The following is a 25568-nucleotide window of genomic DNA, read 5'->3' on the forward strand; positions in this document are numbered from 1 at the left end:
AAACCGGTTAGCCGCGCATCAAGCCTTCTGCGCGAGCTTCTCTTTGAGGAAATCGCGCACCGGCGCCGGCTCGACGTCCTTCGCGATCACGGCGCGCCCGACCGCCTCCAGCAGGATGAAGGTGAGCTTGCCGCGCTTGACCTTCTTGTCCTGCGCCATCAGCGCCATCAGCACGTCGGCGTCGGCAAGCCCTTCCTGCGCGAAACCGGCGATGTCCTGCAGGCGCGTCGGCAGGCCGGCCTCGATGAGGTGACGCTCGACGCGCGCGGCATCGGCCTCGCCGATCATGCCAAGCTTCGCCGAGAACTGCGCCGCCAGCGTCATGCCGATCGAAACACCCTCGCCATGGAAGAGACGATCGGAGAAACCGGTCGCGGCTTCGAGCGCGTGACCAAAGGTGTGGCCGAGATTGAGCAGCGCGCGCTCGCCGGTCTCGCGCTCATCGCGCGAGACGACGCCGGCCTTGGCGCGGCAGGAGGTCGCGATCGCGTGCTCGCGCGCCGAGCCGCCTTTGAAGATATCGGAATGGTTCTTCTCCAGCCAGGTGAAGAAGGCTTCGTCGCCGAGCACGCCGTATTTGGCGACCTCGGCATAGCCGGCGCGGAACTGCCGCGGCGACAGCGTGTCGAGCACGGCGGTGTCGGCAATGACGAGCACGGGCTGGTGGAAGGCCCCGAGCAGATTCTTGCCCTGCGGCGAGTTGATGCCGGTCTTGCCGCCGACGGAGGAATCGACCTGCGCCAGCAGCGAGGTCGGCACCTGCACGAAATCGACGCCGCGGCGCAGGATCGCGGCCGCAAAGCCGGCGAGATCGCCGACCACGCCGCCGCCGAGCGCGATGACGAGATCGTTGCGCTCGACCTTCGCGGCGATCAGGGCCTCGCTGACCTTTTCGAGGCCGGCATAGGTTTTGGAGATCTCGCCTTCCTCGACCACGATGTGCGAGGTCGGAATGCCGGCAGAAGCGAGCGACGCTTCGGTCGGCTCGAGCCAGTATTTCGCGACGGTGCGATCGGTGACGATTGCCGTACGCACGCCGGGTCGCAAGCGCGCGACCCGCTCGCCGAGCGAGGCCAGCACGCCGCGGCCGATGACGATGTCATAGGCGCGATCGCCGAGTGCGACGTCGACGTTGACAGGATCTGAATGTTTCAACGGCGCAGTCATCGTACGGCACTCGCAACGTCGGCAGGTGATTGGGCGGCCTGTTCGCCGCGGAGATGGGCGCGCAGCGTCTCGATGCATTCCTCGACGATCTTGTCGTGCGGCACGTCGCGCGAGGCGATGGTGAGGTCGGCATGGCGATAGATCGGCTCGCGCTCGGTGAGGAGGCGCGTCACGGTTCCTTCGGGATCGGCGGTCTGGAGCAGCGGGCGGTCGGCGCGGCGGCGCACCCGGCGCATGATGACGTCAGGGTCGGCCTTGAGCCAGATCGAGACCGCCTTGGCCGCGATGCGGTTGCGCGTCTCCTCGCGCATGAAGGCGCCGCCGCCGGTCGCCAGCACGATCGGCTCGCCGTCGAGCAGGCGCGCGATCACCCGCGCCTCGCCATCCCGGAAATACGGCTCGCCATGGCGCTCGAAAATCTCCGGTATGGTCATGCCGGCATGAGCGACCTCGATCTCGGTGTCGGCGTCAATGAAGGGCAGCTTGAGCCGGGCCGCCATGCGGCGGCCGATGGTGGATTTGCCCACCCCCATCATGCCGACGAGCACGATCGAGCGCGTCCCGAGCGCCGACAGGATGTCGGCCTCAGGGGCAGCTTGTATCGGCAACGCGGCGTCGGGCATGGGTCTCGCTCGATCTGCCGCCGGAGGCGGCATGCTTTGGCCACCTATACGACCCCCTCGGGGCCCTCGCCAGAGGACTCTTGCCACGAAACGGCGAACATGTTGGATGATTTCATTGGTTAATTTGGACGCCTGAGACCTTCCCGAGACCTTGCCCAATGCCCAGCCTGTTCCGCTTCCTGACGGTCGTCGCCGTGCTCGCCGGCATCGTCTATGGCGTGGTCTTCGCGCTGGCGAACTTCGTGAGCCCGAAGTCGCGGGAAATGACGGTGACGATCCCGCCGGATAAGTTTCTCAAGAAATAGGAGCTAGCCTCCAGGGCATGCGCGTACAGCCCTCAGACAGCAAGCTCACCGGCCTGTTCCTCGACATGCTCGCGGCGGAACAGGGCGCCGGCCCCAATACGCTCGACGCCTACCGCCGCGACCTCACCGATTTCTCGGAATTTTTGGGCCGCGTCGGGCGCAGCTTTGCCGACGCCGAGACGCAGATCCTGCGCGATTACCTCGGCGATCTCGACAGCCGCGGCTTCAAATCCACCAGCGTCGCGCGGCGGCTGTCGGCGATGCGGCATCTCTACCGCTTTCTCCTGAACGAGCGCATCCGCACCGAGGATCCCGCGGCGATCCTGTCCGGCCCCAAGCGCGGCCGCGGCCTGCCGAAAGTGCTGTCGATCGCGGATGTCGACCGCATGCTCGGCCGCGCCAAGGAATTGAGCGAGGCGGAGGACGCTTCGCCCTCGAAACGGCTGCGCGCGTTGCGGCTCTATTGCCTGCTCGAGGTGCTCTACGCCACCGGCCTGCGCGTCTCCGAGCTGGTGGCGCTGCCGCGCTCCGCGGCCAAACGCGACGCCCGCATGATCGTGGTGCGCGGCAAGGGCAACAAGGAACGCCTGGTGCCGCTCAACGAGGCCTCACGGCAGGCGATGGCCGATTATCTCGCGGCGACGGAAGCAGCAAAAGCCGACAAGAAGAACAGCGTGGCCGCCTCGAAATGGCTATTCCCATCGTTCGGCGAGAGCGGGCATCTGACGCGGCAGCATTTCGCCCGCGACCTGAAAGAGCTTGCTGTCGCCTCGGGGCTGCAGGCCCGGCTGGTCTCCCCGCACGTGCTGCGCCACGCCTTTGCCAGCCACCTCCTGCACAACGGCGCGGATTTGCGCATCGTGCAGACCCTGCTCGGCCACACCGACATCTCCACGACCCAGATCTACACCCATGTGGTCGAGGAGCGCCTGAAGAGCCTGGTGCGCGACCTGCACCCGCTGGCTGAGAAATGACTGTCGTCCCTGCGAAAGCAGGGACCCATACCGCGTGATCTATCTCTGACGGGCAGTGTTAGTACCGCAGGAAGATCGCCTCACTGCCAGTCTTAGCCAAACTTCTCCCTGTGGTTATGGGTCCCCGCGTTCGCGGGGACGACAGCGGGGGGAACGAAACCGCCTTGACTTCGGCCACATCTCCGCAGAAAGAGCCGTGGCCTCACGCATGATTTGGCGGGCTGCTTTAGAGCGCACAAGCCAACTCATTGAAGAAGCTACATTTCTTTCCGCCGATCCAAACCTGCTTCGACGCCTCGCCCCGTCCTCGCTATATTGAGTTGATGCCAGATCACATGCGCAGCTATCTCGACTTCGAAAAGCCGGTCGCCGAGCTCGACTCCAAGGTTGACGAGCTGCGGACGCTTGCGGCCTCGGGCACCGATATCTCCGAGGAAATCGGGAAGATCGAGGACAAGGCGGCGCAGGCGCTGGCCGACCTCTATCTGAACCTGACGCCGTGGCAGAAGACGCTGGTCGCGCGGCATCCGCAGCGGCCGCATTTCAACGACTTCATCAAGGGCCTGATCACCGAATTCACGCTGCTCGCGGGCGACCGCAAGTTCGGCGAGGACGAGGCGCTGGTTGCCGGCTTCGGCCGCTTCCGCGGTGAGGCCATCTGCGTGATGGGCCAGGAAAAGGGCGATTCCACCGAGAGCCGCATCCGGCACAATTTCGGCATGGCGCGGCCCGAGGGCTATCGCAAATGCGTGCGGCTGATGGAGATGGCCGAGCGGTTCGGCCTGCCCGTGCTGTCGCTCGCCGATTCCGCCGGCGCCTATCCCGGCATCGGCGCCGAGGAGCGCGGCCAAGCCGAGGCGATCGCGCGCTCGACCGATGCCTGCATGGCGCTGACCGTGCCCAACGTCGCCATCATCACCGGCGAGGGCATGTCGGGCGGCGCCATCGCCATCACCACCGCCAACAGGGTCCTGATGCTGGAGCACGCGATCTACAGCGTGATCTCGCCCGAGGCCGCCTCCTCGATCCTGTGGCGCGACGGCTCCAAGGCGCAGGAAGCTGCCAACAACATGAAGATCACCGCGCAGGACATGCTGCGCTTCGGGGTGATCGACAGCATCTTGAAGGAGCCGGTCGGCGGCGCCCACCGCGACCCCACCGCCATGATCGCCACCACGGGCGATGCCATCGCCAAGGCCTTTGACGAGCTCCGCGGCCTGGACGGCGACGCCATCCGCAAGCAGCGGCGGCAGAAATTCCTCGATATCGGCCGGAAACTGGGCTGATTCGGCCGTTTTCGGTGTCGTAGGGTGGGCAAAGCGAAGCGTGCCCACCATTCCAAAACAGTATGGGGAGCGAGATGGTGGGCACGGCGCTTTGCGCCTTTGCCCACCTTACGAGACCTTTCGGGCGGCCCCCGACCGCCCCGGTAACTCCCCGTTAACCCTTTTTTTGCCCAAATCAGCGATCTCTGTGCGGATTGGGCCGGAAGGCCCAAGTACGGCCCAAAGTCGCGTCCATTTAGTCTTCGTTGACCATGCCACTGGGCCAACGGGCTCGTGATCCCAGCTCGGGTTGCGACCACATGACCCAGAGGTTAGAATTTTAATCAATGGCTTCAGGGCACAAGCGCTGGAGCGTGGTTCGAAAACGCCCGTCACGACGGGTCCGGATCTCCGGTCGGATCATGCTTCGAGATTGGGGTTCGCGCTCTCTGCCCGGCACGGTGTGGGGTCCATCTTGATTTCTCGTTCGCTTGCTCGCGCGCTTTTGGCTTCGGTTGCGCTGCTGACGGCCAGTGTTCTGCTGGCCGGCTGCGACACCGACCAGGTTTCGCTCGCGACCAACGCCAAGGCCAACCAGCCGGTGCCGCCAAAGCTTCTCGCCGCGATGGTCGAGAAGGACATGGACCTGCAATCGCCGATCCTGGTGCGCCTGTTCAAGCAGGAGGCCGAGCTCGAGGTCTGGAAGCAGGCCCGCAACGGCCAGTTCGCGCTGCTCAAGACTTATCCGATCTGCCGCTGGTCGGGCGATCTCGGCCCGAAGGTGCGCGAAGGCGACCGCCAGGCGCCGGAGGGATTCTACTCGATCAATCCGGGCCAGATGAATCCGCAGTCGGCCTACTATCTCTCGTTCAACACGGGCTATCCGAACGCGTTCGACAAGGCTCTGGGGCGCACCGGCTCGCAGCTGATGGTGCACGGCGATTGTTCGTCGCGCGGCTGCTACGCGATGACCGACGAGCAGATCGCGGAGATCTATTCGCTTGGCCGCGAGTCGTTCTTCGGCGGGCAGAAGGCGTTCCAGCTGCAGGCCTATCCGTTCAAGATGACGCCGGTGAACATGGCCAAGCACCGGAACAACCCGAACATGCCGTTCTGGAAGATGATCAAGGAAGGCTATGATCATTTCGAGGTGACGCGGCAGGAGCCGAAGGTCGATTTCTGCGAGCGCAAATACGTGTTCGACGCAACGAAGACGCCTGACGCGAAGCGCGATCCGGTGTTCGACGCGTCCGCGAAGTGCCCGGCCTATGTGATCCCCGAGAACATCGCCAGCGCGGTGCGCGACAAGGATGCGCGCGACCAGGTCGAGTACAACAAGCTCGTCGCCAAGGGCACGCCGATCGCGCGCATGAACACCGGCATCGACGGCGGCATGAACAAGATTTTTGCCTCGAAGATTCCCGAGGGATCGACTGGACTCTCGGAGAATGCCGAAGGCTCGACCCTGGAGATGCTGGCGATGGCGAAGGCGCCGGGCACGATCCCCGGACACGTCAATCCGCCCAAGCCCAATCTCGATGCGGTCGCCGCCGCTCCCGCGAACCAGGAGCCGGTCGTCGCCGTCAGCGCCCCCGCCGCCACCACCCGCGTCGCCGCAGCCGCGCCGGCCAGCGAGAAATCCCAAGAGAAATCGTCAGGCGGCTTCTTCTCCAACCTCGGCCGCAAGATGGGCCTCGGCGCCGCCGACACCACGGCGACCACGCCTCCCCCGCAAGCGACCGCGTCCGTGGCCCCGACCGCTGCGCCAGCAACACCACCCACCGCGACGTCGAGGCTGAAGGCCGCAGTGACCCGGTTCGTGCCTGGCCGCGACACGTCCAAGGACGCGCCGAAGCCGGCCGTCGCCGCCGCCAAGCCGGCCGAACCGGTGAAGCCGGACACGCGCCTCGCCGCGACGCGGCCGGCGCTGAAGCCGTCGGTGTCGGATGGCGCGAGTGAAGCGACGCAGATCATGGGCGCCGCGCCGGTGGTGTCGTCGAACTCGTTCGACAGCCGCTTTGGGGCGGTGAAGTAAGGCCGGCGCTCGCTTAATCTCTCCGATCCATCTCAGCCTGACGCCGTCATTCCCTTTGATGAGGTATGGTGAAGAGCGCTGCGCCTCACTCAAAGACGGGCAGCGCGACCTACGGCGCCAAATACCGCATCAGCTCCGGATTGCCGCGCACATCATTCGCCTGCCCTTGCAGAGCGACCCTGCCGCGGTCGAGCACGTAGGCATAGTCCGCGACGCGCAGCGCGAGGTCGAGGTGCTGCTCGACGATGATGACGGCGATGCTCTTCGCGAGCTCGATCAGGCGCTCGGTGATCTCCTCGATCACGCCGATCCAGACGCCTTCGGTCGGCTCGTCCAGCAACAACAGCTTTGGATCGCCCAGCATCGCGCGGCCGATGGCGAGCATCTTGCGCTCACCGCCGGAGAGGGTGCCGGCGGGCTGGTCGAGGCGCTGGCCGAGTTTCGGAAAGATGGTCAGCACATGGTCCACCGCGTCGGCCTTCTTGCTGGCGAGCGAGCCGACCGCCAGATTGTCGCGCACCGACAGGCGCGCGAACACCGAATGCTCCTGCGGGACGTAGCCGATGCCGGCGCGCACGCGCTCCTGGGTCGCGCGGCGGCTGATGTCGCGTCCATCGAACGCGACCTCGCCCTTCCATGCCGGCAGCTCGCCGACGATGGTCCTCATCAGCGTGGTCTTGCCGGCACCGTTGCGGCCGAGCACGGCGACGCCGCCGCGCCAGGGAATGCCGAGGGTGACGTCGAACAGGACCTGGCTGCGGCCATAGCCCGCGTCGAGATGCTTGATGTCCAAAAATTCAGGCACGGCGCAGATAGATCTCCTGAACGGATTTATTGGCCTGGATCTCCGACACGGCGCCTGATGCCAGCACCTTGCCCTGGTCGAGCACGGTCAACCGATCGCAGATGTCGCGGATGAAATCGAGGTCGTGCTCGACGATGACGAGCGAGCAATGTTTCTTGATCGGCTGAAGCAGTTCACCGGTGACGCGGCGCTCCTCCAGGCTCATGCCGCCGGTCGGCTCGTCCAGCAGCAGCAGCTTCGGCTTGCCCGCGAGCGCCATCGCGATCTCCAGCCATTGCTGCTGGCCGTGCGACAGCGCCGCCGCCGCGTCGAAGGCGCGATCGGCGAGGCGGAACTGCGTCAGCATGGTCATGACCTGGTCGTGCAGCGCACCCCGCGTGCGTGAGAATACGAGATCGAACAGCGAGGACTGCGCCTGCAGCGCGAGCAGGATGTTGTCATAGAGCGTCAGCGTCGGCAGCACGCTGGTGATCTGGAATTTCAGGCTCATGCCGGCCCGGGCCCGTTCGGTCGGCGTGAACGCGGTGATGTCGGCGTTGATGAAACTCACTTTGCCTTGGGTCGGCACTTCGGCCCCCGCAATGCACTTCATCAGCGTGCTCTTGCCGGAGCCGTTCGGTCCGATCAGGCCGTGAAACTCGTTCTCGCCGACGGTGAGCGCGGCACCGTCGAGCGCGGTGAGCTTGCCAAAGATCTTCTTGATGCCGGCAGCTTCAAGGAGCGGCATTGCGCTTCTCCTTCTCAGTCTGCTTCTCAGTCTGCTTCTCAGTCCGCTTCTCGGTCTCCTTGGGCTTGGCACCAAAGCTGCCGACCCGTTCGCGCTCGCCGAGCACAAAACTGATCAGGCCAAGCGGCCGGAACAGGATCACGAGCAGCAGCAGCAGACCGAGGATGATCGGCCAGATCTCGCGGTAATTGTCAGAGAGCCAGAAGCTGACGCCCTCGACGATCACGGTGCCGATGACGGCGCCGATCAACGTGCCGGAGCCGCCGAACAGCACATAGAGCACGACCTGCGTCGAGACCACGACACCGACCATGTTGGGCCAGACGAAACCTTCATGGAAGGCATAAAGGCTGCCGGCAAGACCTGCGATGGCGCCGCCGATCGCGAAGATGATCGCCTTCAGGTGCTGTACCTTGTAGCCGAAGAAGGCGATGCGCTGCTCGTTCTCGCGCAGGCCCGCAAGCGCCAGGCCGAATTGCGAGCGTACCAGGAAGCGGCAGAGCAGGTAGACCACGACGAGGATACCGAGCACGAGATAGTAGAACGCCGGGCCCTCAGTAAATTCGTAGCCGCCGAGCGACATCGGCGCGATCGAGGGGATGCCGTTCTGGCCGCCGAGATAGTACCAGCCGCGCGCGAGGCGATCGGCGGCGTAGGAGCCGGTCAGCGTGCCCAGCGACACGAAGATGACGCTGGAGGGATGCCGTCCGAGCAGCAGGAAGCCGCCGAGCAGCAGCGCGAAGGTAAGGCCGATGATCGTGCCGGCAGGGAGCACCAGAAAGATGTTGGTGATGTCGAGATCGCGCGCGAGCAGCGCGACGCCATAGCCGGCCGAGCCGAAGAACAGGGCCTGGCCGAAGCTCATGATGCCGGCATAGCCCCAGACCAGATCGAACGACAACGCGAACAGCGCGAGGATGATCACGCGGGTCGCGAACACCGTGAGGTAGTCCTGCAGCACCAGCGGCGCGAGCAGCGCCGCGACGAGCACGACGCCCTCCACGATCGGCAGGACCTTTCGTCCTGCCTTGACCAGTTCCTTGGCCTGTCCCGCTGCCACGCGTTCAGCCATCGCATCGTCCGCTTCGTCGCCGGCGATGGCTTCTCTTACCACAGTCATCGACTTCGGCATTCCGCCTCAGCATTCCTTGGGATCGACGAGCCCGTCGCTGCGTCCGACGATCTCGTAGTTCCCGCCCTTGGCGACGGCGGTGTACATCTTCATCTTGCAGTGCCGCTTGCCTGGCACCATCTCGGCCGGCCCGCCCGGGCCTTCGGCGATCTTGGCGTGATCGAGCGCGGCGGCAACCGAGTCGCGATCGACCTTGCCGGCTTCCTTCACGGCCGCTTCCCAAAGCTTGAGGCCGCGATAGGTGCCGGTCGCGGCACTGCCGGCCGCGAACAGGAAGTTGCCCGGAAAGTCCTTCTCATACGCCGCCTGGATTTTTGCGTCGAACGGGTTCTCCTTGGTCAGCACCTTGAAATAGTCGAGACAGCTTGCGAGCCCCTCGATCTCGGCGGCCTGGTTGATGTTGAGCGTGTTCTCGTCATAGTAGACGCAGGCCAGGCGCCCGCCGTTCTTGAGGAAGCCCGCTTCATAGAGCTGCTTGAAGAACGGGCCGACGCCCGGCGGAATGACGGTGTTGAAAAAGACGTCGACCTTGTTGGAGATGATGCGGTTGACCGTCGATGAGAAGTCGATCTGGTCGAGCGGGTAATATTCCTCGAACACGACCTCGCCGCCGTTCGCCTCAATGACCTTGCGGGCGTAGACGTTGAGCGTGTGCGGCCAGACATAGTTGGCGCTCGGTAGCGCGAACTTTTTGCCACCGTTCTTGATCAGCCAGGGGATGAACTCGTCACACTGCTGCGCCGGCGTCGGTCCGGTGCAGAACAGGTAGGGCGTGCACTCCTTGCCTTCGTAGAGCTGCGGATAGATGTAGAGCGTCTTGCCGCGCGCCACGATCGGGTCCTTGATCGCGTTGCGCATCGACGAGGTGATGCCGCCCAGCACCATGTCGACCTTGTCGCGCTGGATCAGTTTTCGGACGTTGCCGACGGCGACGGATTCGTTCGAGGCAGTGTCCTCGATATAGAGCTCGAGCGGACGGCCGAGCAGACCACCGGCCGTGTTGATCTCCTTGATCACCATCTTGGCGACATTGGCGTCGGCATTGCCGGCATAGGCGATCGGGCCGGTGAGGTCGGTCGCGCTACCGACCTTGATCGGGCCTTCCGCCGCGTTCGCCCAAGGCGCCGGGATCACCCAGCTGCCGACGCCGGTCGCGACCGCGCCGGTGGTAAAGGCAAGATTGGAGAGGAAGCGGCGACGCGAAAGCTGAGTACGATCGAACATGACTAAACCCCTTTTCCAGCGATGAGGCCCTGTGGCCGAAATTTGATGAAGACAATGGCGAGCACGAAGACGAGGACGTCGGCGACGACGGGCGCCATCACCCATGGCAGCGCGGCGCTGAGGGTGCCGATCACGCCGGCGCCCGCCACCGGTCCGATGAAGGAGCCGACGCCGCCGACCATCACCGCGACAAAACCCTGGATCAGGAAGCGCAGGCCGAGATCGGCGTACAGGCTGAACACCGGCACGATCAGCGCACCGGCAAGGCCGGCGAGCGCGGAGCCGAACGCAAACGTGGCGCCGTACATCAGGGGCGTGGAAATGCCTGAGGCCCGCGCCAGCGAGGGATTTTCCAGGGTGGCGCGCATGCGCAGGCCAAAACTCGTGCGCGACAGCAGGAGGTAACAGCCCGCCATCACCAGGAGCGTGATGACGATGATGGTGAAGCGCCAGGCCGAGATATGCATGGCGCCGATATCGATCGAGCCGCCGATCGGCTCGGGCACGGTCAGATAGAAGCCGCCGATCAGGCCGCGCACCGATTCGCGGATGATCAGGCCGAGCGCATAGGTGCCGAGCATCGCCACGATCGGCGCGGCGTAGAAGCGGCGGATGATCAGCGCCTCCAGCACGAAGCCGAGCGCACCGACCACAAACGGCGCCGCGACCATGCCGGCCCAGATCGGCAGGCCCTTGGCGTAGGCGAGATAGGTGATGTAGGCCCCGAGCAGGACGAACTCGCCTTGCGCGAAGTTGAAGATGCCCATCATGCTGGCGATGATCCCGAGCCCCAGCACGATCAGGACGATGATCGCGCCGAAGCTCAGGATCTCGAACGCCGCGACGAACGCGTTAGCCATGCGATGGATTCTTGCTTTGACGCGTTTTCTCGACGCGAACCGGTATCCACTTCGCTTGAAGACGCTCTGCTCCGTCCGTCTGCATTAGTTCCTCTCTCACATCTTCTTCCAGTCGCCGATCTGCTCGAAGGCATGGGCGGCGCGGTAGATGGTGGATTCCTCGAACATGCGGCCGACCAGCATCAGGCCGACGGGCAGGCCGTCGACCATGCCGCAGGGCAGCGACATCGCGGGGTGATGGGTGATGTCGAACGGCGCGGTGTTGGAGATCATCTCCAGCGCGCGGGCGACATAGTCTTCGCGGCTTGCGGTGGGCTCCGGCAGCTTGGTCGCCTTCATCGGCGTGGTCGGCAGCAGCAGCAGGTCGTATTCGCCGAATGCCTTGTCATAGGCCGCGGTCAAGCGACGCGAGATGTTGAGGGCCTTGCCGTAATAGCGGGGACCGAAGCTATTGTTGATGTAGGTCCCGAGCATCAGGAACAGTTTTGTCGTCTCCGACAGCGAATCCGCCTGCCGGCGCCAGCCGCGATGGAAGTCCATCAGCGAGGTCGAGTAGAGGTCGGAACGGCTCAGGCCATAGCCATCGCCATACATCATGGTCTGGGTCATGCCCTCCGTGCCGATCGGCGTCCAGATCGCGGGGCCGACGAGATGCATCGGGATCGAAACGGTCTCGACCGTGGCGCCGAGATCCTTGAAGCGCTTGGCCGCCTCGCGGACGCTTTCGTTGACGGCGGCTTCCGCGTTCGCCTGCTCAAAGCCTTCCTTGAGGATGCCGATCTTCATGCCCTTGACGCCCTGGCCGAGCGCCTTGGTGTACTCCTCGACCTTCGGCGACTTGATGCGGGGATCGTAGCCGTCGTCGCCGGCGAGCACTTCGAGCAGCAGCGCATTGTCGGCGACGGTCGCGGTCATCGGACCGGTGTGGTCGACGAAGACCTCGATCGGCATGATGCCGGTGTAGGGGACGAGTCCCCAGGTCGGCTTCATGCCGTAGGTGCCGCAGAACGAGGATGGCATGCGGATCGAGCCGCCCTGGTCGCCGCCGATCGCCATGTCGACCTCGCCGAGCGCGACGACGACGCCGGAACCAGAGGACGAGCCGCCGGCCGAATAGCCCATCTTGTGCGGATTATGCACGGCACCGACCGCGCCGGTGTGGCTGCCGCCGGACATGCAGAAGGATTCGCAATGCACCTTGCCGGCGATCTCGGCGCCGGCATCGAGCATGCGCGTGACGATGGTGGCGTCGAAATCGGGGACATAGCCCTCCAGCGTCGCCGAGCCGTTCATCATGGGCACGCCGGCGAGCATGATGTTGTCCTTCAGCGCGACGGTCTTGCCCTTGAGCTTGCCGCTCGCCGCACCCTTCACGATCGACTTGCGGTACCAGGCGTTGCGCGGGTTCTCCTCGGGCGAGGGCCGGTAGCCCGGCGTGCGCGGATATTTGACCTCCGGCACTTCGTCCGGCATCGCGCCGACGAGATTATAGGCCTCGATCGAGCCCTGCATCAGGCCGCGGAACGAGGCGACATCGGCATCGGTCAGCGAAAGGCCGCACTGCTTGGCGACGTCAAGAAGTTGGGCAGGCGTGGGAAGGACAACTGTCACGGCGCTCTCCTGAAGTTTCTTGGTACGGTCCCTGCGCGCGGCCGCGATTGGCGCGACGCGCGCAGCGGCCCTGCTGAAACATTCAAAGCGGAAATATTTTCCTTTTCAAGTATTATTTTGAGATGGGGCTGTCCGGATTGCCGCAGCAGGCTCAGACCGACTTGATCAGCTTGAAGTCGAGGCCGTCGGCCTCCGCGAGATACATCTGCATGCGGGCGTGGCCGTTGCGAACGACGACCGGGCCGCGCGCGCCGCCATAAACGATGTTGCGACCCGCCGCGAGCATGGGCGCCATCGACAGCGAACCTGCCTTTTTCGCCACGGCTTCGAGGAAACGCAGGCCTTCATAGCTGGACTGGCCAAGCGAGCCGATCGGCGGGGCATTCGGCCCGAACATCGCGCGATAGCGGATCTGGAAGTCGTCATTGGCCCGCGAGCCGATGCCGGAGAAATAGCCGGATGCGCAGAACATGTTCTCGCTGTTGTCGGCGCCGATGCCGAGCAGCACCGTCTCGTCCATGGCCCCCGCCAGCCGCAGCGTCGTGGCGCCGAGCCCGCATTCGCCGAAAGCACGATTGAAGGTGACGCTGTCGGTGCCGATCAGCGAGATCAGCACGACATCGGGCCGCGCGGCACGGATGCGCGCCAAATGCGGCTCGTGATTGTCCTCGCCGAGAGGGACGAACTCCTCGCCGACGACGTGGCCGCCGGTTTCCCTGATGTAGTTCTTCACGGCGCGGTGCGACTGCCAGGGCCAGACGTAATCGCTGCCGATCAGGTACCAGCGCGACGCCTTTTTGACGTCGGCAAGCCAGTGGATCGACGGCCGGCTCTGCCAGCGCGGCGTCTCGCCGATCGCCATCACGCCGGGCGTACGCTCGCCGCCTTCGTAGACCGGCGTATAGATGTAGGGGATGCGGTGACGCGTGGTGACGTCGCGCAAGCCGACGCGGACCGCGCTGGTGTGCAGCCCGACGATGAGATCAACCTCGTCGAATGCGATCGCCTGCTCGGCGCGGTTCAGCACCTCGTCGAGCGGCCCGCCGGCGTCGTAGATCGACAGCTCGATCTCGCGGCCGAGGATGCCGCCGCGCTTGTTGATCTCGGCAACGGCGAGTTGCGCGCTGTTGGTCGCGCAGGGGCCCCATACACCCGGCGATCCCGTGCAGCAGATGAAGCCGCCGATGCGCAGCTTGTTCGCGCCACGCCGCCTGAGGAAAGCATGATCGCCCGGCGACAGCGAGCTATCGGCTCCCGACGACGACAGATTCCTCAGCAGCAAGGACGGCGGCATCGCCGGACTGCCGTGAGCCGGGAAGTTTACCGTCGCGTGCACGCCAACTCCTGTCTGGCACCAGACCTGAAAGCACAATGAGCAGGCGGCCACGGCATCCGCCCTTTTGTTAGGCAAACATCCTATTTTGAAAATATTGAATATTCAACAATTGAAGTGCATATAGAAGCAGCATTGATTGCAAGACATTCACTCATTTGGGTCAAGACGAAGTCTTAGCCGTGGCAAAACCGAACTCCCCGATCACCGAACACCTCGCCTACCTGCTCGCGCAAGCCAACCGGGAGATCAACCGGCAGCTGGAACTGCGGCTGAGCAAGGAAGGCGTTCCCGTCGAGCAGTGGCGCATCCTTAAGGTGTTGTCGGACGGCGATGGCCACTCAATGGGCGAACTCGCGGACGCGGTGCTGCTCAATCATCCGACGCTGACCAAGATGATCGACCGCATGGTCTCCGACACGCTGGTCTATCGCGTGCAGGACCCGAACGACCGCCGCAAGGTGCTGATGTTCATCTCCGACCGCGGCAAGGTGCTGTGCAAGAAGCTCAACTCGCTCGCGGTCGACCAGGAGGAGCACATCCTGGAAAGCTATGGCGACAAATCGACGAGCGAATTGAAGCGGCTGCTGGAGAGCTTGATCGACAGCTCGAATTGAGCGTTGGCTTGGCGCGCTCTCGCAACACTTCATCTCGTGAGGGCGTGGCGCAAATCGCCACACACACAGCCGTCATCGCCCGCGAAAGCGGGCGATCCAGTATTCCAGAGACGCTAGTGATTCAACCGAGAGGCCGCGGCGTACTGGGTCGCCCGGTCGAGCCGGGCGACGACAGTGGAGCGTGAGGCGCGAGTATAGCGCCTCACACCCGCGCGACAGCGAAGCTAACGGCTACGCGTACCGCCCGTGGCAGTGCTTGTACTTCTTGCCTGAGCCGCACGGGCAATCCTCGTTGCGGCCGACCTTGCCCCAGCTTGCGGGGTTCTTCGGATCGCGAAGCGCTGCGTCGGAAGCCTGCGCACCGAGCGTGACGCTGGCGAGCGCCATTTCGTCCTCGCCGGTGTTGGGGTCGAACTTGTGCGCTTCCATCGGCGGCAGGACAGGAGCTTCCTGCTCCGGCGGGACGATCTCGACGCGCATCAGCTGCGCCGTGACGGCCTCGCGCAGATGCGCGCTCATCTCCTGGAAGAGATTGAAAGCCTCGGTCTTGTACTCCTGCAACGGATCGCGCTGGCCGTAACCACGCAGGCCGATGACCTGGCGCAGATGGTCGAGCATGATCAGATGCTCGCGCCAGAGATGGTCGAGCGTCTGGAGCAGAATGGTCTTCTCGACGTAACGCATCACGTCGGGACCCCATTGCCCGACCTTGGCCGCCATGTGCTCGTCGGCTTTGGTCTCGATGCGGGTGAGCAGCTCCTCGTCGGCGATGCCCTCTTCCTTGGCCCAGTCGTCGACCGGCAGGTCGAGATCGAGCACGCGCTTCAGCTCTTCCTTCAGGCCGGCGACATCCCACTGCTCGGCATAGGCATGCTCGGGCACGTGCTTGGCGACGAGGTCGTCGATGAAGGCGTGGCGCATGTCGGTAACGGTCTCGGCGACGCTGTCGTCTTTCATCAGGTCGACGCGCTGGTCGAAGATCACCTTGCGCTGGTCGTTCTGGACGTTGTCGAACTTGAGCAGGTTCTTGCGGATGTCGAAGTTGCGCGCCTCGACCTTCTGCTGCGCCTTCTCGAGCGCCTTGTTGATCCAGGGATGGATGATCGCCTCGCCTTCCTTGAGGCCGAGACGCTGCAGCATGCTGTCGAGGCGATCCGAGCCGAAGATGCGCATCAGATCGTCTTCCAGCGACAGGAAGAACTTCGAGCGGCCGGGGTCGCCCTGACGGCCGGAACGGCCGCGCAGCTGATTGTCGATGCGGCGGGATTCGTGACGCTCGGATCCCATGATGTAGAGGCCGCCGGGCTTCTTCACGGTCTTGGCGGGCTTCGAGCCCTTCGCCGGCTCGATCTCGACCTCTTCCTCGGCCTTCAGCACGATCTCGCGGAAGTGCTCGATGTCGGCCTTGATCTGCTCGATCTTCTTCGCCTTCTCCGCCTCGTCCTCGATGCCGGCAGTCTCCTGCTGGATCCGCATCTCGAGCGAGCCGCCGAGCTTGATGTCGGTACCGCGGCCGGCCATGTTGGTGGCGATCGTGATCGCGCCGGGCACGCCGGCTTCCGCGACGATATAGGCTTCCTGCTCGTGGAAGCGCGCGTTCAGCACCGCGAACAGTTTTGCCGGCTTGCCGGCGCGGGCCGCGGCGTACAGCTTCTGCATCGAATTCTCGTTGCCGAAATCGATCTGCCGGTAGCCGTGCTTCTTGAGGTATTCGGCGATCACTTCCGATTTTTCGATCGAGGCGGTGCCGACCAGCACCGGCTGCAGCCGCGCATTGGCGCGCTCGATCTCGGCCAGGATCGCGGCGTATTTCTCGTTCTGGGTACGATAGACCTCGTCGTCCTCGTCGAGGCGGCCGACCGGCACGTTGGTCGGGATCTCCACGACTTCGAGCTTGTAGATGTCGAAGAGTTCGTCGGCTTCGGTTAGCGCCGTGCCGGTCATGCCGGCGAGCTTTTCGTACATCCGGAAATAGTTCTGGAAGGTGATCGAGGCCAGCGTCTGGTTTTCCGGCTGAACCTGGACATGCTCCTTGGCTTCAAGCGCCTGATGCAGGCCTTCCGAATAACGTCGGCCGGCCATCATGCGTCCCGTGAACTCGTCGATGATGACGACCTCGTCGTCGCGGACGATGTAGTCCTTGTCGCGCGTGAACAGCGTGTGGGCGCGCAGCGCCTGGTTGATGTGGTGCACGACGGAAACGTTCTCGACGTCGTAGAGCGACTCGCCCTTGAGCTGGCCGGCGTCGCGCAGCAACGTCTCGATCTTCTCCATGCCGCCTTCGGTCAGCGTCACCGTGCGCTGCTTCTCGTCGACGTCGTAGTCGCTCTTGTCGAGCTTGGGCAGGAAGCCGTCGATCGTGTTGTAGAAGTCGGAACGGTCGTCGAGCGGGCCGGAGATGATCAGCGGCGTGCGCGCTTCGTCGATCAGGATCGAGTCGACCTCGTCGACGATGGCGTAGAAGTGCGGCCGCTGGACCATGTCCTCGAGCCGGTACTTCATGTTGTCGCGCAAATAGTCGAAGCCGTACTCGTTGTTGGTGCCGTAGGTGATGTCGCAGGCATAGGCGGCCTTGCGCTCGGCATCGTCCAGGCCGTGCACGATCACGCCGGTGGTCAGGCCGAGGAAGCCGTAGATCTGGCCCATCCAGCCGGAGTCGCGGCGGGCGAGGTAGTCGTTGACGGTGACGACGTGAATGCCCTTGCCGGCGAGCGCGTTGAGATAGACCGCGAGCGTTGCGACCAGCGTCTTGCCTTCGCCGGTCTTCATCTCGGCGATGTCGCCCTCGTGCAGCACGATGCCGCCGATCAACTGGACGTCGAAATGACGCTGGCCGAGCGTGCGCTTGGCGGCTTCGCGCACGGTGGCGAAGGCCGGCACCAGCAGATCGTCGAGCGTTTTGCCCTCGGCGAGCTGTTTCTTGAACTCGACGGTGCGGGCCTTCAGTGCCTCGTCGGAGAGTTTCGAAACCTCCGGCTCCAGCGCGTTGATCGCGTTGACGCGGGACTGGTATCCCTTCACCCGCCGGTCGTTGGCGGAGCCGAAAAACTTGCGGGCGAGCGCGCCGATCATGCCTAGTTCCTGTGTTCGCGATTCAACCGCGTTGCAGCCAAGAAGTTGTCACCCCCCTGCCTATCAACTCACCGTGACGCCTGATGGCGACAGAGCCCGGACTGCGGGGGGTCATCCGCCATATGGGTGGGAATTGGGCAAGTCTGGGTTCAACGGCCAAAAACGCAGCAAAATAAACGCCATCGCCATGGTCGCGACCGGGCAGAGATATGGCCCGGTCAGGGCCTTGTCAACGGCGGGCGCATTGCGGCTAATTCATCATTTTGACAGACTTTTCGCGTTGCCAAGCCCCCCTGAATTGGGCGAGTGTCCGCCCCGCTAGAGCAGCCCCCTGCTTCAACAAAAGGATTTTCCATGACCACCTCGTTCCCGGTAACCAAAACCGGCCTGCGCTTCGGCCTCGCCACCGCCCTCGTGGGCTGCCTTGCGTTGGCGCTGATCGCGGGTCCCGGCCGGGCTGCCGACGATCCGGTGCTGGCGAAGGTCAATGGCGCGGAAATCAAGAAGAGCGACGTTGCCATGGCCGAGGAGGAACTCGGGGCGAGCCTCGCCCAGATGGACCCGGCGACCAAGGACGAGAACGTGCTGTCCTTCCTGATCGACATGAAGATCGTCAGCAAGGCTGCCGAGGACAAGAAGGTCGCCGACGGCGACGAGTTCAAGAAGCGCCTGGCGTTCGCCCGGAACCGCCTGCTGATGGACAGCCTGCTCGCCAACGAAGGCAAGGCCGCCACCACCCCCGACGCCATGAAGAAGGTCTATGAGGAGGCCTCCAAGCAGATCACCGGCGAGCAGGAGGTCCGCGCCCGCCACATCCTGGTCGAGACCGAGGACGAGGCTAAGGCGGTGAAGGCCGAGCTCGACAAGGGCGCCGATTTCGCCGAACTCGCCAAGAAGAAGTCCAAGGATCCGGGCTCCGCCGATGGCGGCGACCTCGGCTTCTTCACCAAGGAGCAGATGGTGCCGGAGTTCTCGGCCGTGGCCTTCACGCTGGAGCCGGGCAAGATCTCCGATCCCGTGAAGTCGCAGTTCGGCTGGCACATCATCAAGGTCGAGGAAAAGCGCAACCGCAAGGCGCCGGACTTCGAGCAGGTCAAGGCCCAGATCGAGCAGTACGTCACCCGCAAGGCCCAGGCCGACTACGTCGCCAAGCTCCGCGCGGAAGCCAAGGTCGAGCGGACGGACCAGCCGGCAGCGGATGCCAAACCGGATGCCAAGCCGGCCGACCCTGCCAAGCCCTCCGACAGCAAGATGGCGCCCCCCGCGAAGAAGTAAGAATTGCTGTCACTTCGCGGACGCCAATAGTATCTAACGTCGCAATGGCCGGGCAAATGCCCGGCCATCTGCATATCCAGACCTCACCAAGGCGCCCCGATGTCCTCCTCCGTCTCCCCGCTCGCCCCCAAAACTGTCCCCGACATGCCCGTGATCGCGGGCGTCCGCCTTGCGACGGCCGAAGCCGGCATCCGCTACAAGAACCGCACCGACGTGCTGCTGGCGGTAATGGACAAGGGCACCGCGGTCGCGGGCGTCTTCACCAGGTCGAAATGCCCGTCCGCCCCGGTCGAATGGTGCCGCGCCAAGCTGAAGGGCGGCAAGGCGCGCGCGCTGGTGGTGAATTCCGGCAACGCCAATGCATTCACCGGCAAGACCGGGCGCAGCTCCACCGCGCTGACCGCGAAGATCGCGGCCAAGGCGGTCGGATGCAGCGAGGGCGAGATCTTCCTGGCCTCGACCGGCGTGATCGGCGAGCCGCTGGACGCGACCAAGTTCGACGGTGTGCTCGGCCGGCTGGCCGAGACGGCCGAGCCCGGCGACTATCTCACCGCGGCCAAGGCGATCATGACCACCGATACCTTCCCGAAGGTCGCGACCGCAACCGTCAAGCTCGGCAAGGCCAAGGTCACCATCAATGGCATGGCCAAGGGCGCCGGCATGATCGCCCCCGACATGGCGACGATGCTGTCCTTCATCTTCACCGACGCGCCGATCGCACCTGCCGCCCTTCAAGCGTTGCTCAAGAGCGGCGTCGAAGACACCTTTAACGCGGTGACGATCGACGGCGACACCTCGACCTCGGATACGCTGCTGGCCTTCGCCACCGGCGCCGCCGCCGAGCACGGCGCACCAAAGATCAGCCGCGCGAGCGACCCCCGCCTGAAGGCCTTCGTGAAAGCCTTCAACCAGGTGCTCGCCAATCTCTCCGAGCAGGTCGCCCGCGACGGCGAAGGCGCGCGCAAGCTGGTCGAGATCACCGTGGAAGGCGCCAAGACCAAGGCGTCGGCTCGCAAGATCGCGATGTCGATTGCGAACTCGCCGCTGGTCAAGACCGCAATCGCCGGCGAGGACGCCAATTGGGGCCGCGTGGTGATGGCGGTCGGCAAGGCCGGCGAGCCGGCCGATCGCGACAAGCTCTCGATCTCCTTCAACGGCATCCGCGTCGCCAAGAGCGGCGCGCGCGATCCGTCCTATGACGAGGCGCAGGTGTCGGAAGCGATGAAGGCCCCGGAAATCGCCATCAAGGTCTCGCTCGGCCTCGGCAAGGGTCGCGACCGCGTGCTGACCTGTGACCTGACGAAGGAGTATGTCGCGATCAACGGGGATTACAGGTCTTAAACCGAACGCCGATGGCCGATCTCAAACTGACATTGGTGGTGGCCTGCGCGCTCGTCGACGCCGACAAGCGCGTCCTGATCGCGCAGCGCCCGGAGGGCAAGACGCTTGCGGGCCTCTGGGAATTCCCCGGCGGCAAGTGTGAGCCCGGCGAGCGGCCGGAGCTGAGCCTGGTCCGCGAGCTGCATGAAGAGCTCGGCATCACCGTCGCCGAACCGTGCCTGGCGCCGTTGACCTTTGCGAGCTACGGCTACGAGACGTTTCACCTGCTGATGCCGCTCTACATCTGCCGGCGCTGGGAGGGGCTGGTCACCCCGCGCGAAGGCCAGACCCTGGCCTGGGTCCGCGCCAACAAGCTGCGCGACTACCCGATGCCGCCCGCGGACATTCCGCTGATCCCGCATCTGATCGATTTGCTGATGTGAGTACGGACCTCATCCTGAGGAGCGCAGCGCGCGCGTCTCGAAGGATGGCCACACGGCAAGAGCGGGCCTGCATGGTTCTCGCCGCGATGCGAAGCATCGTCCGCTAAGCGCGCCTTACGCCCCTCCTCACCAGGATCACTCCTTCCCCGCCTTCTTCACCGCCTCCGCCAGGCTCGCTTTCGCCGACCCCGGCTTCAGCGGCTGCTGCTGGCTCGCATGCGGGGCCCAGCCGGAGAGCCAGATGATGTCGAATGTCGCACGGATGCGGCCGTCGGCATCCGCAAAGCGTTCGGCGTAGATTTCGGCCATCCGCAGCAGCGTCGCGCGGGGCGTCGGCGTGCGCCGCCGCTCGATCAGCACATTGGCCGCGCCCATGCGGCGGAGATCCTGCATCAGCGCAAATGCATTGGCGTAGCGCACCACGACACGGTCGACATCGGTGACCGGAAGCGCAAAGCCCGCCCGCTGCAACAACGCGCCGATGTCGCGCAAATCCGCGAACGGGGCCACGCGCGGCGACACGCCGCCCTCGCATTCGGCTTCGGCCGCCGCAAAGGCCTGGCGCAGCTCGGTCAGGCTGTCGCCGCCGATCATCGCTGCGAGCAGCAATCCGTCCGGCTTCAGCGCACGCCGCACCTGCGCAAGCACCCCCGGCAGGTCGTTGACGAATTGCAGCGCCAGCGCCGAGACGACGAGGTCGAGACTTTCCGGGGCAAAGGGCAGTTTTTCCGCGCCCGCTTCGTCGAGCGCGATCCGCCGAAGTGATGGCGGCCCCGTGAGCCCCTCTCCGGGCGTCCAGAGATCGGCCGCAGCGTGAAACTCCCGCATCACGGCGGCCAGCCGGTCGGTCATGTCCTCTGCAACACGATCGAGCAGGAATGTCACCTCGCCCTGCGCATGTGCGCGCTGCTGCCGCGCATGCAGCAATGCGCGATCGAACAGAGCGGGCGGGGTTTGCGGGGTCTGGGCCATGCCGCTGGTTACGCCGATCACGACCGCCATGGCAATCTCCTCTCTCGTGTCCCGGACGCGCTGCGGCGCTCTTAGCGCTGCTGCGCAGAGCCGGGACCCAGAAGGCACCACCGCACGATGCGGCGAGATGGGCCCCGGCTCTGCAGCGCACCGCACTGGACGATGCTTCGCATCGCCGGGAGCGCTGCGCTGCGTCCGGGGCGCGAGAGTGTGGCTTGAGCCCCCGTAAACAGAACGCTAGCCTCTCCCCATGGAAGCCGACGCCGCCCCCACCCGCTCCATCGCCGCGCCGTTGCGTGCCGCGTGGACGGCCGGCCGCCACGTGCTGTCACGCGCCGCACGGCTCGCGCTCGACATTGCGCTGCCGACGCTGTGCGTGTCCTGCCGGGAGCCGGTCGATGGCGAGGGCGTCTGCGCGTCCTGCTGGGCGCGGCTGTCGTTCATCGAACGGCCCTATTGCCCGCGCCTCGGCATTCCCTTCGTCTATGATCCCGGCCCCGAGATGCTGTCGATGGAGGCGATCGCGAGCCCGCCGGCTTACCAGCGTGCACGCGCGGCGGTGCGCTATGACGACGTCGCGCGCACGCTGGTGCATGCGCTGAAATACCAGGACCGTACCGATCTGGCGCCGGCCATGGGCCGCTGGATGGCGCGCGCGGGCGCCGAACTGCTCACCGGAGCCGACATGCTGGTGCCGGTGCCCCTGCATTGGCGCAGGGCGTGGCGCCGCCGCTACAACCAGTCCGGGGCGCTGGCGCGCATCATCGCGCGGCAGAGCGGTGTCAGGGTGTGCGGCGAAGTGCTGCGCCGGGTGCGCGCGACCGAGCAGCAGATCGGCCTGTCGCGGACCCAGCGCGCCACCAATGTGCAGGGTGCATTCCAGGTATCCCCCGACCGCCAGGCGGAAATCCAGGGCCGCCGCATCGTCCTGATCGACGATGTCCTCACCTCGGGGGCGACGCTGGACGCCTGTGCGCGGGCCCTGCTGCGCGCCAAGGCGGCCCAGGTGGACGTGCTGGTGTTCGCCCGGGTTGTCGAGAGCGGCCCCCGTCCCATATAATTCAATGACTTCATGACATGAGAGCGCCACACGACATGACCGACGCTGTCGAGATCTACACCAGGCCGGGCTGTGGCTATTGTTCCGCCGCCAAATCGCTGCTGACCCGCAAGAAGGCAACCTTCACTGAGTTCGACATCGCCAGGAACCCGTCCTGGCGCGAAGAGATGTACGACCGCGCCGGCGGGGGCTCGACTTTCCCGCAGATCTGGATCGGCGGAACCCATGTCGGCGGTTGCGACGAGCTCTATGCGCTCGACCGCGAGGGCAAGCTCGACGGCCTGCTCGAAAGCGTAAAGGCGGTGTCATGAGCGAGGATCGCACCTTCACCGCCGCGATGATCCAGATGCGCACCGGCCTGATGCCCGAGCCGAGCCTCGCGCAGGCCACCAGGCTGATCCGGCAGGCTGCCGCCAACGGCGCCGACTACGTGCAGACGCCCGAAGTCAGCAACATGATGCAGCTCAACCGAAAGGCGTTGTTCGAGCACCTCCAGAGCGAAGAGGACGACACCTCGCTAAGGGCCTATCGCGCGCTCGCGGCCGAGCTGAAGATCCACATCCATGTCGGATCGCTGGCGCTGCGCTTCTCGCCGGAGAAGGCGGTCAACCGGTCCTTCCTGATTGGCCCCGAGGGCAATGTGCTCGCGAGCTACGACAAGATCCACATGTTCGACATCGAGTTGCCGGACGGCGAGAGCTATCGCGAATCCGCCAACTACCAGCCGGGCGAGACCGCCGTGATCTCCGACCTGCCCTGGGGCCGCGTCGGGCTGACGATCTGCTACGACGTGCGCTTCCCCGCGCTCTACCGCGCGCTGGCCGAGAGCGGCGCGTATTTCATCACGGTGCCCTCGGCCTTCACCCGCAAGACCGGTGAGGCACACTGGCACATCCTGCTGCGCTCGCGCGCGATCGAGACCGGCTGCTTCATCTTCGCAGCGGCACAGGCCGGCCTGCATGAGAACAAGCGCGAGACCTATGGTCACTCGCTGATCATCGATCCCTGGGGCGAGATCCTCGCCGAGGGCGATGTCGAGCCCGGTATCATCATGGCCAAGATCGACCCGGCCAAGGTCGAGACCGCCCGCCGCGCGATCCCCTCGCTCCAGCACGGCCGCCGCTTCGGCGTCGCCGATCCCAAGGCCGGGCCGGACCATCTCCACCTCGTGCGGGGATCGGCATGATCCGCTACGCGCTCCACTGCGACCAAAGCCACGCATTCGAAAGCTGGTTCCAGAGCTCGTCGGCTTATGATTCGCAGGTGAAGCGCAAGCTCGTGACTTGCCCGATCTGCGGCTCGGCCAAGGTCGAAAAGGCGATCATGGCCCCGCGGATCATCGGCAAGAAGGGCCGCGGACGGGCGACGCCGCCGCCGGAGCCGGCTTCAACGCCTGCGCCCGAGGCCGCGCCGTCGGGACCGACCTCGCTGATGATGGCGCAGGAGCGCGAGTTGCGCACCAAGCTCAAGGAGCTGCGCGATCACATCGTCAAGCACGCCGACAATGTCGGCGAGCGCTTTGCGAATGAAGCCCGCGCGATGCATTACGGCGACAAGGAGCACCGCCCGATCTATGGCGAGGCTTCGCCCGACGAGGCCAAGTCGCTGATCGACGAAGGCATCGAGGTGTCCCCGCTGCCGACGCTGCCGGAAGATAGGAACTAGGCCCCCACCAGCACCGCAACGCCGACCACGATCAGCGCGATACCAAAAATCTCGCGCGGCGCGATCGGCTGCTTGAACGAGTAATACGCCACGCCTTGCGCGAACAGCACCTCGATCAAAGCGAGCGTGCGGACGTTGGCGGCGGCCGTCAGCGCGAAGGCCAGGAACCAGAATTGCGAGGCGAACGCGCCCATGAAGCCTGCGAGCAGCGACGGCTTCCACAATCCCAGGATCGACTGGAGCACCTTTGGCGCGCGCCAGAGCAGATAGATCGTCAGCACCAGCGTCTGCACGAACAGACCGAGCACCAGCGTGAACGACGCCGCCGTCACGAAGGAGACATCAGGCACGTTGATGATCGCGCCGCGAAAACCGACCGCTGACAACGCGAACGCAGCAGCCGCGACGAGACCGGTGATGGTCGGCTTCAGCTCGGCAAAGCTCTTCTCGCCGCCGGGCCGCAGGGCCGTGATGACGACGCCGACAGTCGCGATCACGATCGCCAGCACCTTGAGCCAGGTGAGATGATCGCCGAGGAAGACGAAGCCGAAAATCGCGGTCTGGATCGCCTCGGTCTTGAGGTAGGCCGTCGTTACCACGAAGGAGCGATCGTTCATCGCGAGCAGCATCAGCCCGGTCGCAACGATCTGGCTGAGCGCCCCGAGCAACAGCCAGGGCCAGAACACGGTCGGCGGCATGCCGAGGTGATCACCGGTCGCGACCAGCACCACGCCCAGAAACAGCAGCGAGAACGGGAAGCCGAACAGGAAGCGGATATTGGTCGCGCCCCAGGTCCCCAGCGGCTTCGTCAACGACCGCTGCATCGCATTGCGCGCGACCTGGCCGAGCGCAGCAATGACGGTGAAGGGAATCCAGAGGCTGGCGATGGTGAGCATGCGGGTGGCGGATTGGTTAGGAAGGTAGGTTGATTAGCGTGACGGGAACAGACTCACTGGTCAACCACATGGGCGTCATGGGTGCGATGCTCTCGCAACAAGCACACTGTCGTCCCTGCGAACGCAGGGACCCATAACCCCAAGGAGCAGTTTTACGAAAGCTGCGAGCCCGCGCATCCACCACCGT

Annotated in this window: 24 protein-coding genes; 12 read left to right on the top strand and 12 right to left on the bottom strand. The window is 64.9% G+C overall.

Annotated features, from left to right (window positions below):
- Positions 1 to 18: 18 nt before the first annotated feature.
- Positions 19 to 1167, bottom strand: a complete 1149-nt coding sequence (aroB, locus tag J4G43_RS50125) for a 3-dehydroquinate synthase (RefSeq protein WP_208083478.1) — start codon at positions 1165 to 1167, stop codon at positions 19 to 21.
- Positions 1164 to 1790: a shikimate kinase gene (locus J4G43_RS50130; protein ID WP_208083479.1), complete on the bottom strand. Its 627-nt coding sequence runs from the start codon at positions 1788 to 1790 to the stop codon at positions 1164 to 1166. Before J4G43_RS50130 ends, aroB begins: the two co-directional genes overlap by 4 nt.
- Positions 1791 to 1948: 158 nt before the next feature.
- Here J4G43_RS50130 and J4G43_RS50135 point away from each other — a divergent pair, with 158 nt between their 5' ends.
- From J4G43_RS50135 to J4G43_RS50150, 4 genes are all read left to right on the top strand, one after another.
- On the top strand, positions 1949 to 2095 hold the full coding sequence (locus J4G43_RS50135; RefSeq protein WP_035730492.1) for a hypothetical protein: 147 nt from the start codon (positions 1949 to 1951) through the stop codon (positions 2093 to 2095).
- A gap of 17 nt (positions 2096 to 2112) precedes the next feature.
- The gene (gene xerD, locus J4G43_RS50140) at positions 2113 to 3069 is read left to right on the top strand and encodes a site-specific tyrosine recombinase XerD (protein ID WP_135216428.1); all 957 of its coding nucleotides are present in this window, start codon (positions 2113 to 2115) and stop codon (positions 3067 to 3069) included.
- Positions 3070 to 3392: 323 nt separating this feature from the next.
- Positions 3393 to 4355, top strand: a complete 963-nt coding sequence (locus tag J4G43_RS50145) for an acetyl-CoA carboxylase carboxyltransferase subunit alpha (protein WP_208083480.1) — start codon at positions 3393 to 3395, stop codon at positions 4353 to 4355.
- A 454-nt stretch (positions 4356 to 4809) separates the two neighbouring features.
- The gene (locus J4G43_RS50150; RefSeq protein ID WP_225005620.1) at positions 4810 to 6369 is read left to right on the top strand and encodes a L,D-transpeptidase family protein; all 1560 of its coding nucleotides are present in this window, start codon (positions 4810 to 4812) and stop codon (positions 6367 to 6369) included.
- A gap of 109 nt (positions 6370 to 6478) precedes the next feature.
- Here the strand turns inward: J4G43_RS50150 and J4G43_RS50155 are convergent, their stop codons facing one another.
- From J4G43_RS50155 to J4G43_RS50185, 7 genes are all read right to left on the bottom strand, one after another.
- A complete protein-coding gene (locus J4G43_RS50155) occupies positions 6479 to 7174 on the bottom strand; it encodes a branched-chain amino acid ABC transporter ATP-binding protein (RefSeq protein ID WP_208083482.1) in 696 nt (231 codons plus the stop codon).
- Positions 7167 to 7901, bottom strand: a complete 735-nt coding sequence (locus tag J4G43_RS50160) for an ABC transporter ATP-binding protein (protein WP_208083483.1) — start codon at positions 7899 to 7901, stop codon at positions 7167 to 7169. Before J4G43_RS50160 ends, J4G43_RS50155 begins: the two co-directional genes overlap by 8 nt.
- A complete protein-coding gene (locus J4G43_RS50165; RefSeq protein ID WP_208083484.1) occupies positions 7888 to 9033 on the bottom strand; it encodes a branched-chain amino acid ABC transporter permease in 1146 nt (381 codons plus the stop codon). Before J4G43_RS50165 ends, J4G43_RS50160 begins: the two co-directional genes overlap by 14 nt.
- A gap of 6 nt (positions 9034 to 9039) precedes the next feature.
- Positions 9040 to 10257 (bottom strand): substrate-binding protein, encoded by a 1218-nt coding sequence (locus J4G43_RS50170; protein ID WP_208083485.1) that lies wholly within the window; start codon positions 10255 to 10257, stop codon positions 9040 to 9042.
- Between the two features lie 2 nt (positions 10258 to 10259).
- Positions 10260 to 11117, bottom strand: coding sequence for a branched-chain amino acid ABC transporter permease (locus tag J4G43_RS50175; protein ID WP_063980618.1), 858 nt, complete (start codon positions 11115 to 11117; stop codon positions 10260 to 10262).
- A 96-nt stretch (positions 11118 to 11213) separates the two neighbouring features.
- Entirely contained in the window at positions 11214 to 12728 is a 1515-nt protein-coding gene (locus J4G43_RS50180; RefSeq protein WP_208083486.1) for an amidase, read from the bottom strand.
- A 151-nt stretch (positions 12729 to 12879) separates the two neighbouring features.
- Positions 12880 to 14064, bottom strand: coding sequence for a substrate-binding domain-containing protein (locus tag J4G43_RS50185; RefSeq protein WP_208083487.1), 1185 nt, complete (start codon positions 14062 to 14064; stop codon positions 12880 to 12882).
- Between the two features lie 179 nt (positions 14065 to 14243).
- On the opposite strand from J4G43_RS50185, the gene J4G43_RS50190 reads away from it, so the two are divergent.
- A complete protein-coding gene (locus J4G43_RS50190; RefSeq protein WP_014490415.1) occupies positions 14244 to 14678 on the top strand; it encodes a MarR family winged helix-turn-helix transcriptional regulator in 435 nt (144 codons plus the stop codon).
- A gap of 231 nt (positions 14679 to 14909) precedes the next feature.
- Here the strand turns inward: J4G43_RS50190 and secA are convergent, their stop codons facing one another.
- Positions 14910 to 17750 carry a preprotein translocase subunit SecA gene (gene secA, locus J4G43_RS50195; protein ID WP_208083488.1) on the bottom strand — a complete coding sequence of 947 codons (2841 nt, stop codon included), beginning with the start codon at positions 17748 to 17750 and terminating at the stop codon, positions 14910 to 14912.
- Positions 17751 to 18104: 354 nt separating this feature from the next.
- On the opposite strand from secA, the gene J4G43_RS50200 reads away from it, so the two are divergent.
- The 3 genes from J4G43_RS50200 to J4G43_RS50210 all read left to right on the top strand — a co-directional run bounded on the left by J4G43_RS50200 (position 18105) and on the right by J4G43_RS50210 (position 20788).
- Positions 18105 to 19025, top strand: a complete 921-nt coding sequence (locus J4G43_RS50200) for a peptidylprolyl isomerase (RefSeq protein WP_063980581.1) — start codon at positions 18105 to 18107, stop codon at positions 19023 to 19025.
- A gap of 99 nt (positions 19026 to 19124) precedes the next feature.
- Positions 19125 to 20366, top strand: a complete 1242-nt coding sequence (argJ, locus tag J4G43_RS50205; RefSeq protein WP_208083489.1) for a bifunctional glutamate N-acetyltransferase/amino-acid acetyltransferase ArgJ — start codon at positions 19125 to 19127, stop codon at positions 20364 to 20366.
- Positions 20367 to 20377: 11 nt separating this feature from the next.
- Complete coding sequence (locus tag J4G43_RS50210) at positions 20378 to 20788, top strand: (deoxy)nucleoside triphosphate pyrophosphohydrolase (protein ID WP_208083490.1); 411 nt, start codon at positions 20378 to 20380, stop codon at positions 20786 to 20788.
- 135 nt (positions 20789 to 20923) lie between these two features.
- Here J4G43_RS50210 and J4G43_RS50215 read toward each other — a convergent pair whose 3' ends face one another.
- Positions 20924 to 21790 (bottom strand): methyltransferase domain-containing protein, encoded by an 867-nt coding sequence (locus J4G43_RS50215; protein WP_208083491.1) that lies wholly within the window; start codon positions 21788 to 21790, stop codon positions 20924 to 20926.
- A 220-nt stretch (positions 21791 to 22010) separates the two neighbouring features.
- On the opposite strand from J4G43_RS50215, the gene J4G43_RS50220 reads away from it, so the two are divergent.
- The 4 genes from J4G43_RS50220 to J4G43_RS50235 are packed head-to-tail and all read left to right on the top strand — an operon-like array spanning position 22011 to position 24485.
- Positions 22011 to 22820 carry a ComF family protein gene (locus J4G43_RS50220; RefSeq protein WP_208083492.1) on the top strand — a complete coding sequence of 270 codons (810 nt, stop codon included), beginning with the start codon at positions 22011 to 22013 and terminating at the stop codon, positions 22818 to 22820.
- Between the two features lie 35 nt (positions 22821 to 22855).
- The gene (gene grxC / locus J4G43_RS50225; RefSeq protein ID WP_063980577.1) at positions 22856 to 23131 is read left to right on the top strand and encodes a glutaredoxin 3; all 276 of its coding nucleotides are present in this window, start codon (positions 22856 to 22858) and stop codon (positions 23129 to 23131) included.
- Positions 23128 to 24006: a carbon-nitrogen hydrolase family protein gene (locus tag J4G43_RS50230; protein ID WP_208083493.1), complete on the top strand. Its 879-nt coding sequence runs from the start codon at positions 23128 to 23130 to the stop codon at positions 24004 to 24006. The genes grxC and J4G43_RS50230 overlap by 4 nt, the downstream gene beginning before the upstream one ends.
- Positions 24003 to 24485, top strand: a complete 483-nt coding sequence (locus J4G43_RS50235) for a DUF1178 family protein (RefSeq protein WP_208083494.1) — start codon at positions 24003 to 24005, stop codon at positions 24483 to 24485. The genes J4G43_RS50230 and J4G43_RS50235 overlap by 4 nt, the downstream gene beginning before the upstream one ends.
- Here J4G43_RS50235 and J4G43_RS50240 read toward each other — a convergent pair.
- Positions 24482 to 25381, bottom strand: a complete 900-nt coding sequence (locus tag J4G43_RS50240; RefSeq protein WP_208083495.1) for an EamA family transporter — start codon at positions 25379 to 25381, stop codon at positions 24482 to 24484. The genes J4G43_RS50235 and J4G43_RS50240 overlap by 4 nt on opposite strands.
- Positions 25382 to 25568 lie beyond the last annotated feature (187 nt).

This window comes from Bradyrhizobium barranii subsp. barranii (genome assembly GCF_017565645.3).
Taxonomy (GTDB): Bacteria; Pseudomonadota; Alphaproteobacteria; order Rhizobiales; family Xanthobacteraceae; genus Bradyrhizobium; species Bradyrhizobium barranii.

Bases quoted from the DNA above. Each gene is read 5' to 3' on its own strand.
- aroB (WP_208083478.1), bottom strand. From the start codon at position 1,167: ATGACTGCGCCGTTGAAACATTCAGATCCTGTCAACGTCGACGTCGCA.
- J4G43_RS50130 (WP_208083479.1), bottom strand. From the start codon at position 1,790: ATGCCCGACGCCGCGTTGCCGATACAAGCTGCCCCTGAGGCCGACATC.
- J4G43_RS50135 (WP_035730492.1), top strand. From the start codon at position 1,949: ATGCCCAGCCTGTTCCGCTTCCTGACGGTCGTCGCCGTGCTCGCCGGC.
- xerD (WP_135216428.1), top strand. From the start codon at position 2,113: ATGCGCGTACAGCCCTCAGACAGCAAGCTCACCGGCCTGTTCCTCGAC.
- J4G43_RS50145 (WP_208083480.1), top strand. From the start codon at position 3,393: ATGCCAGATCACATGCGCAGCTATCTCGACTTCGAAAAGCCGGTCGCC.
- J4G43_RS50160 (WP_208083483.1), bottom strand. From the start codon at position 7,901: ATGCCGCTCCTTGAAGCTGCCGGCATCAAGAAGATCTTTGGCAAGCTC.
- J4G43_RS50165 (WP_208083484.1), bottom strand. From the start codon at position 9,033: ATGCCGAAGTCGATGACTGTGGTAAGAGAAGCCATCGCCGGCGACGAA.
- J4G43_RS50170 (WP_208083485.1), bottom strand. From the start codon at position 10,257: ATGTTCGATCGTACTCAGCTTTCGCGTCGCCGCTTCCTCTCCAATCTT.
- J4G43_RS50175 (WP_063980618.1), bottom strand. From the start codon at position 11,117: ATGGCTAACGCGTTCGTCGCGGCGTTCGAGATCCTGAGCTTCGGCGCG.
- secA (WP_208083488.1), bottom strand. From the start codon at position 17,750: ATGATCGGCGCGCTCGCCCGCAAGTTTTTCGGCTCCGCCAACGACCGG.
- J4G43_RS50200 (WP_063980581.1), top strand. From the start codon at position 18,105: ATGACCACCTCGTTCCCGGTAACCAAAACCGGCCTGCGCTTCGGCCTC.
- argJ (WP_208083489.1), top strand. From the start codon at position 19,125: ATGTCCTCCTCCGTCTCCCCGCTCGCCCCCAAAACTGTCCCCGACATG.
- J4G43_RS50210 (WP_208083490.1), top strand. From the start codon at position 20,378: ATGGCCGATCTCAAACTGACATTGGTGGTGGCCTGCGCGCTCGTCGAC.
- J4G43_RS50215 (WP_208083491.1), bottom strand. From the start codon at position 21,790: ATGGCGGTCGTGATCGGCGTAACCAGCGGCATGGCCCAGACCCCGCAA.
- J4G43_RS50220 (WP_208083492.1), top strand. From the start codon at position 22,011: ATGGAAGCCGACGCCGCCCCCACCCGCTCCATCGCCGCGCCGTTGCGT.
- grxC (WP_063980577.1), top strand. From the start codon at position 22,856: ATGACCGACGCTGTCGAGATCTACACCAGGCCGGGCTGTGGCTATTGT.
- J4G43_RS50230 (WP_208083493.1), top strand. From the start codon at position 23,128: ATGAGCGAGGATCGCACCTTCACCGCCGCGATGATCCAGATGCGCACC.
- J4G43_RS50235 (WP_208083494.1), top strand. From the start codon at position 24,003: ATGATCCGCTACGCGCTCCACTGCGACCAAAGCCACGCATTCGAAAGC.
- J4G43_RS50240 (WP_208083495.1), bottom strand. From the start codon at position 25,381: ATGCTCACCATCGCCAGCCTCTGGATTCCCTTCACCGTCATTGCTGCG.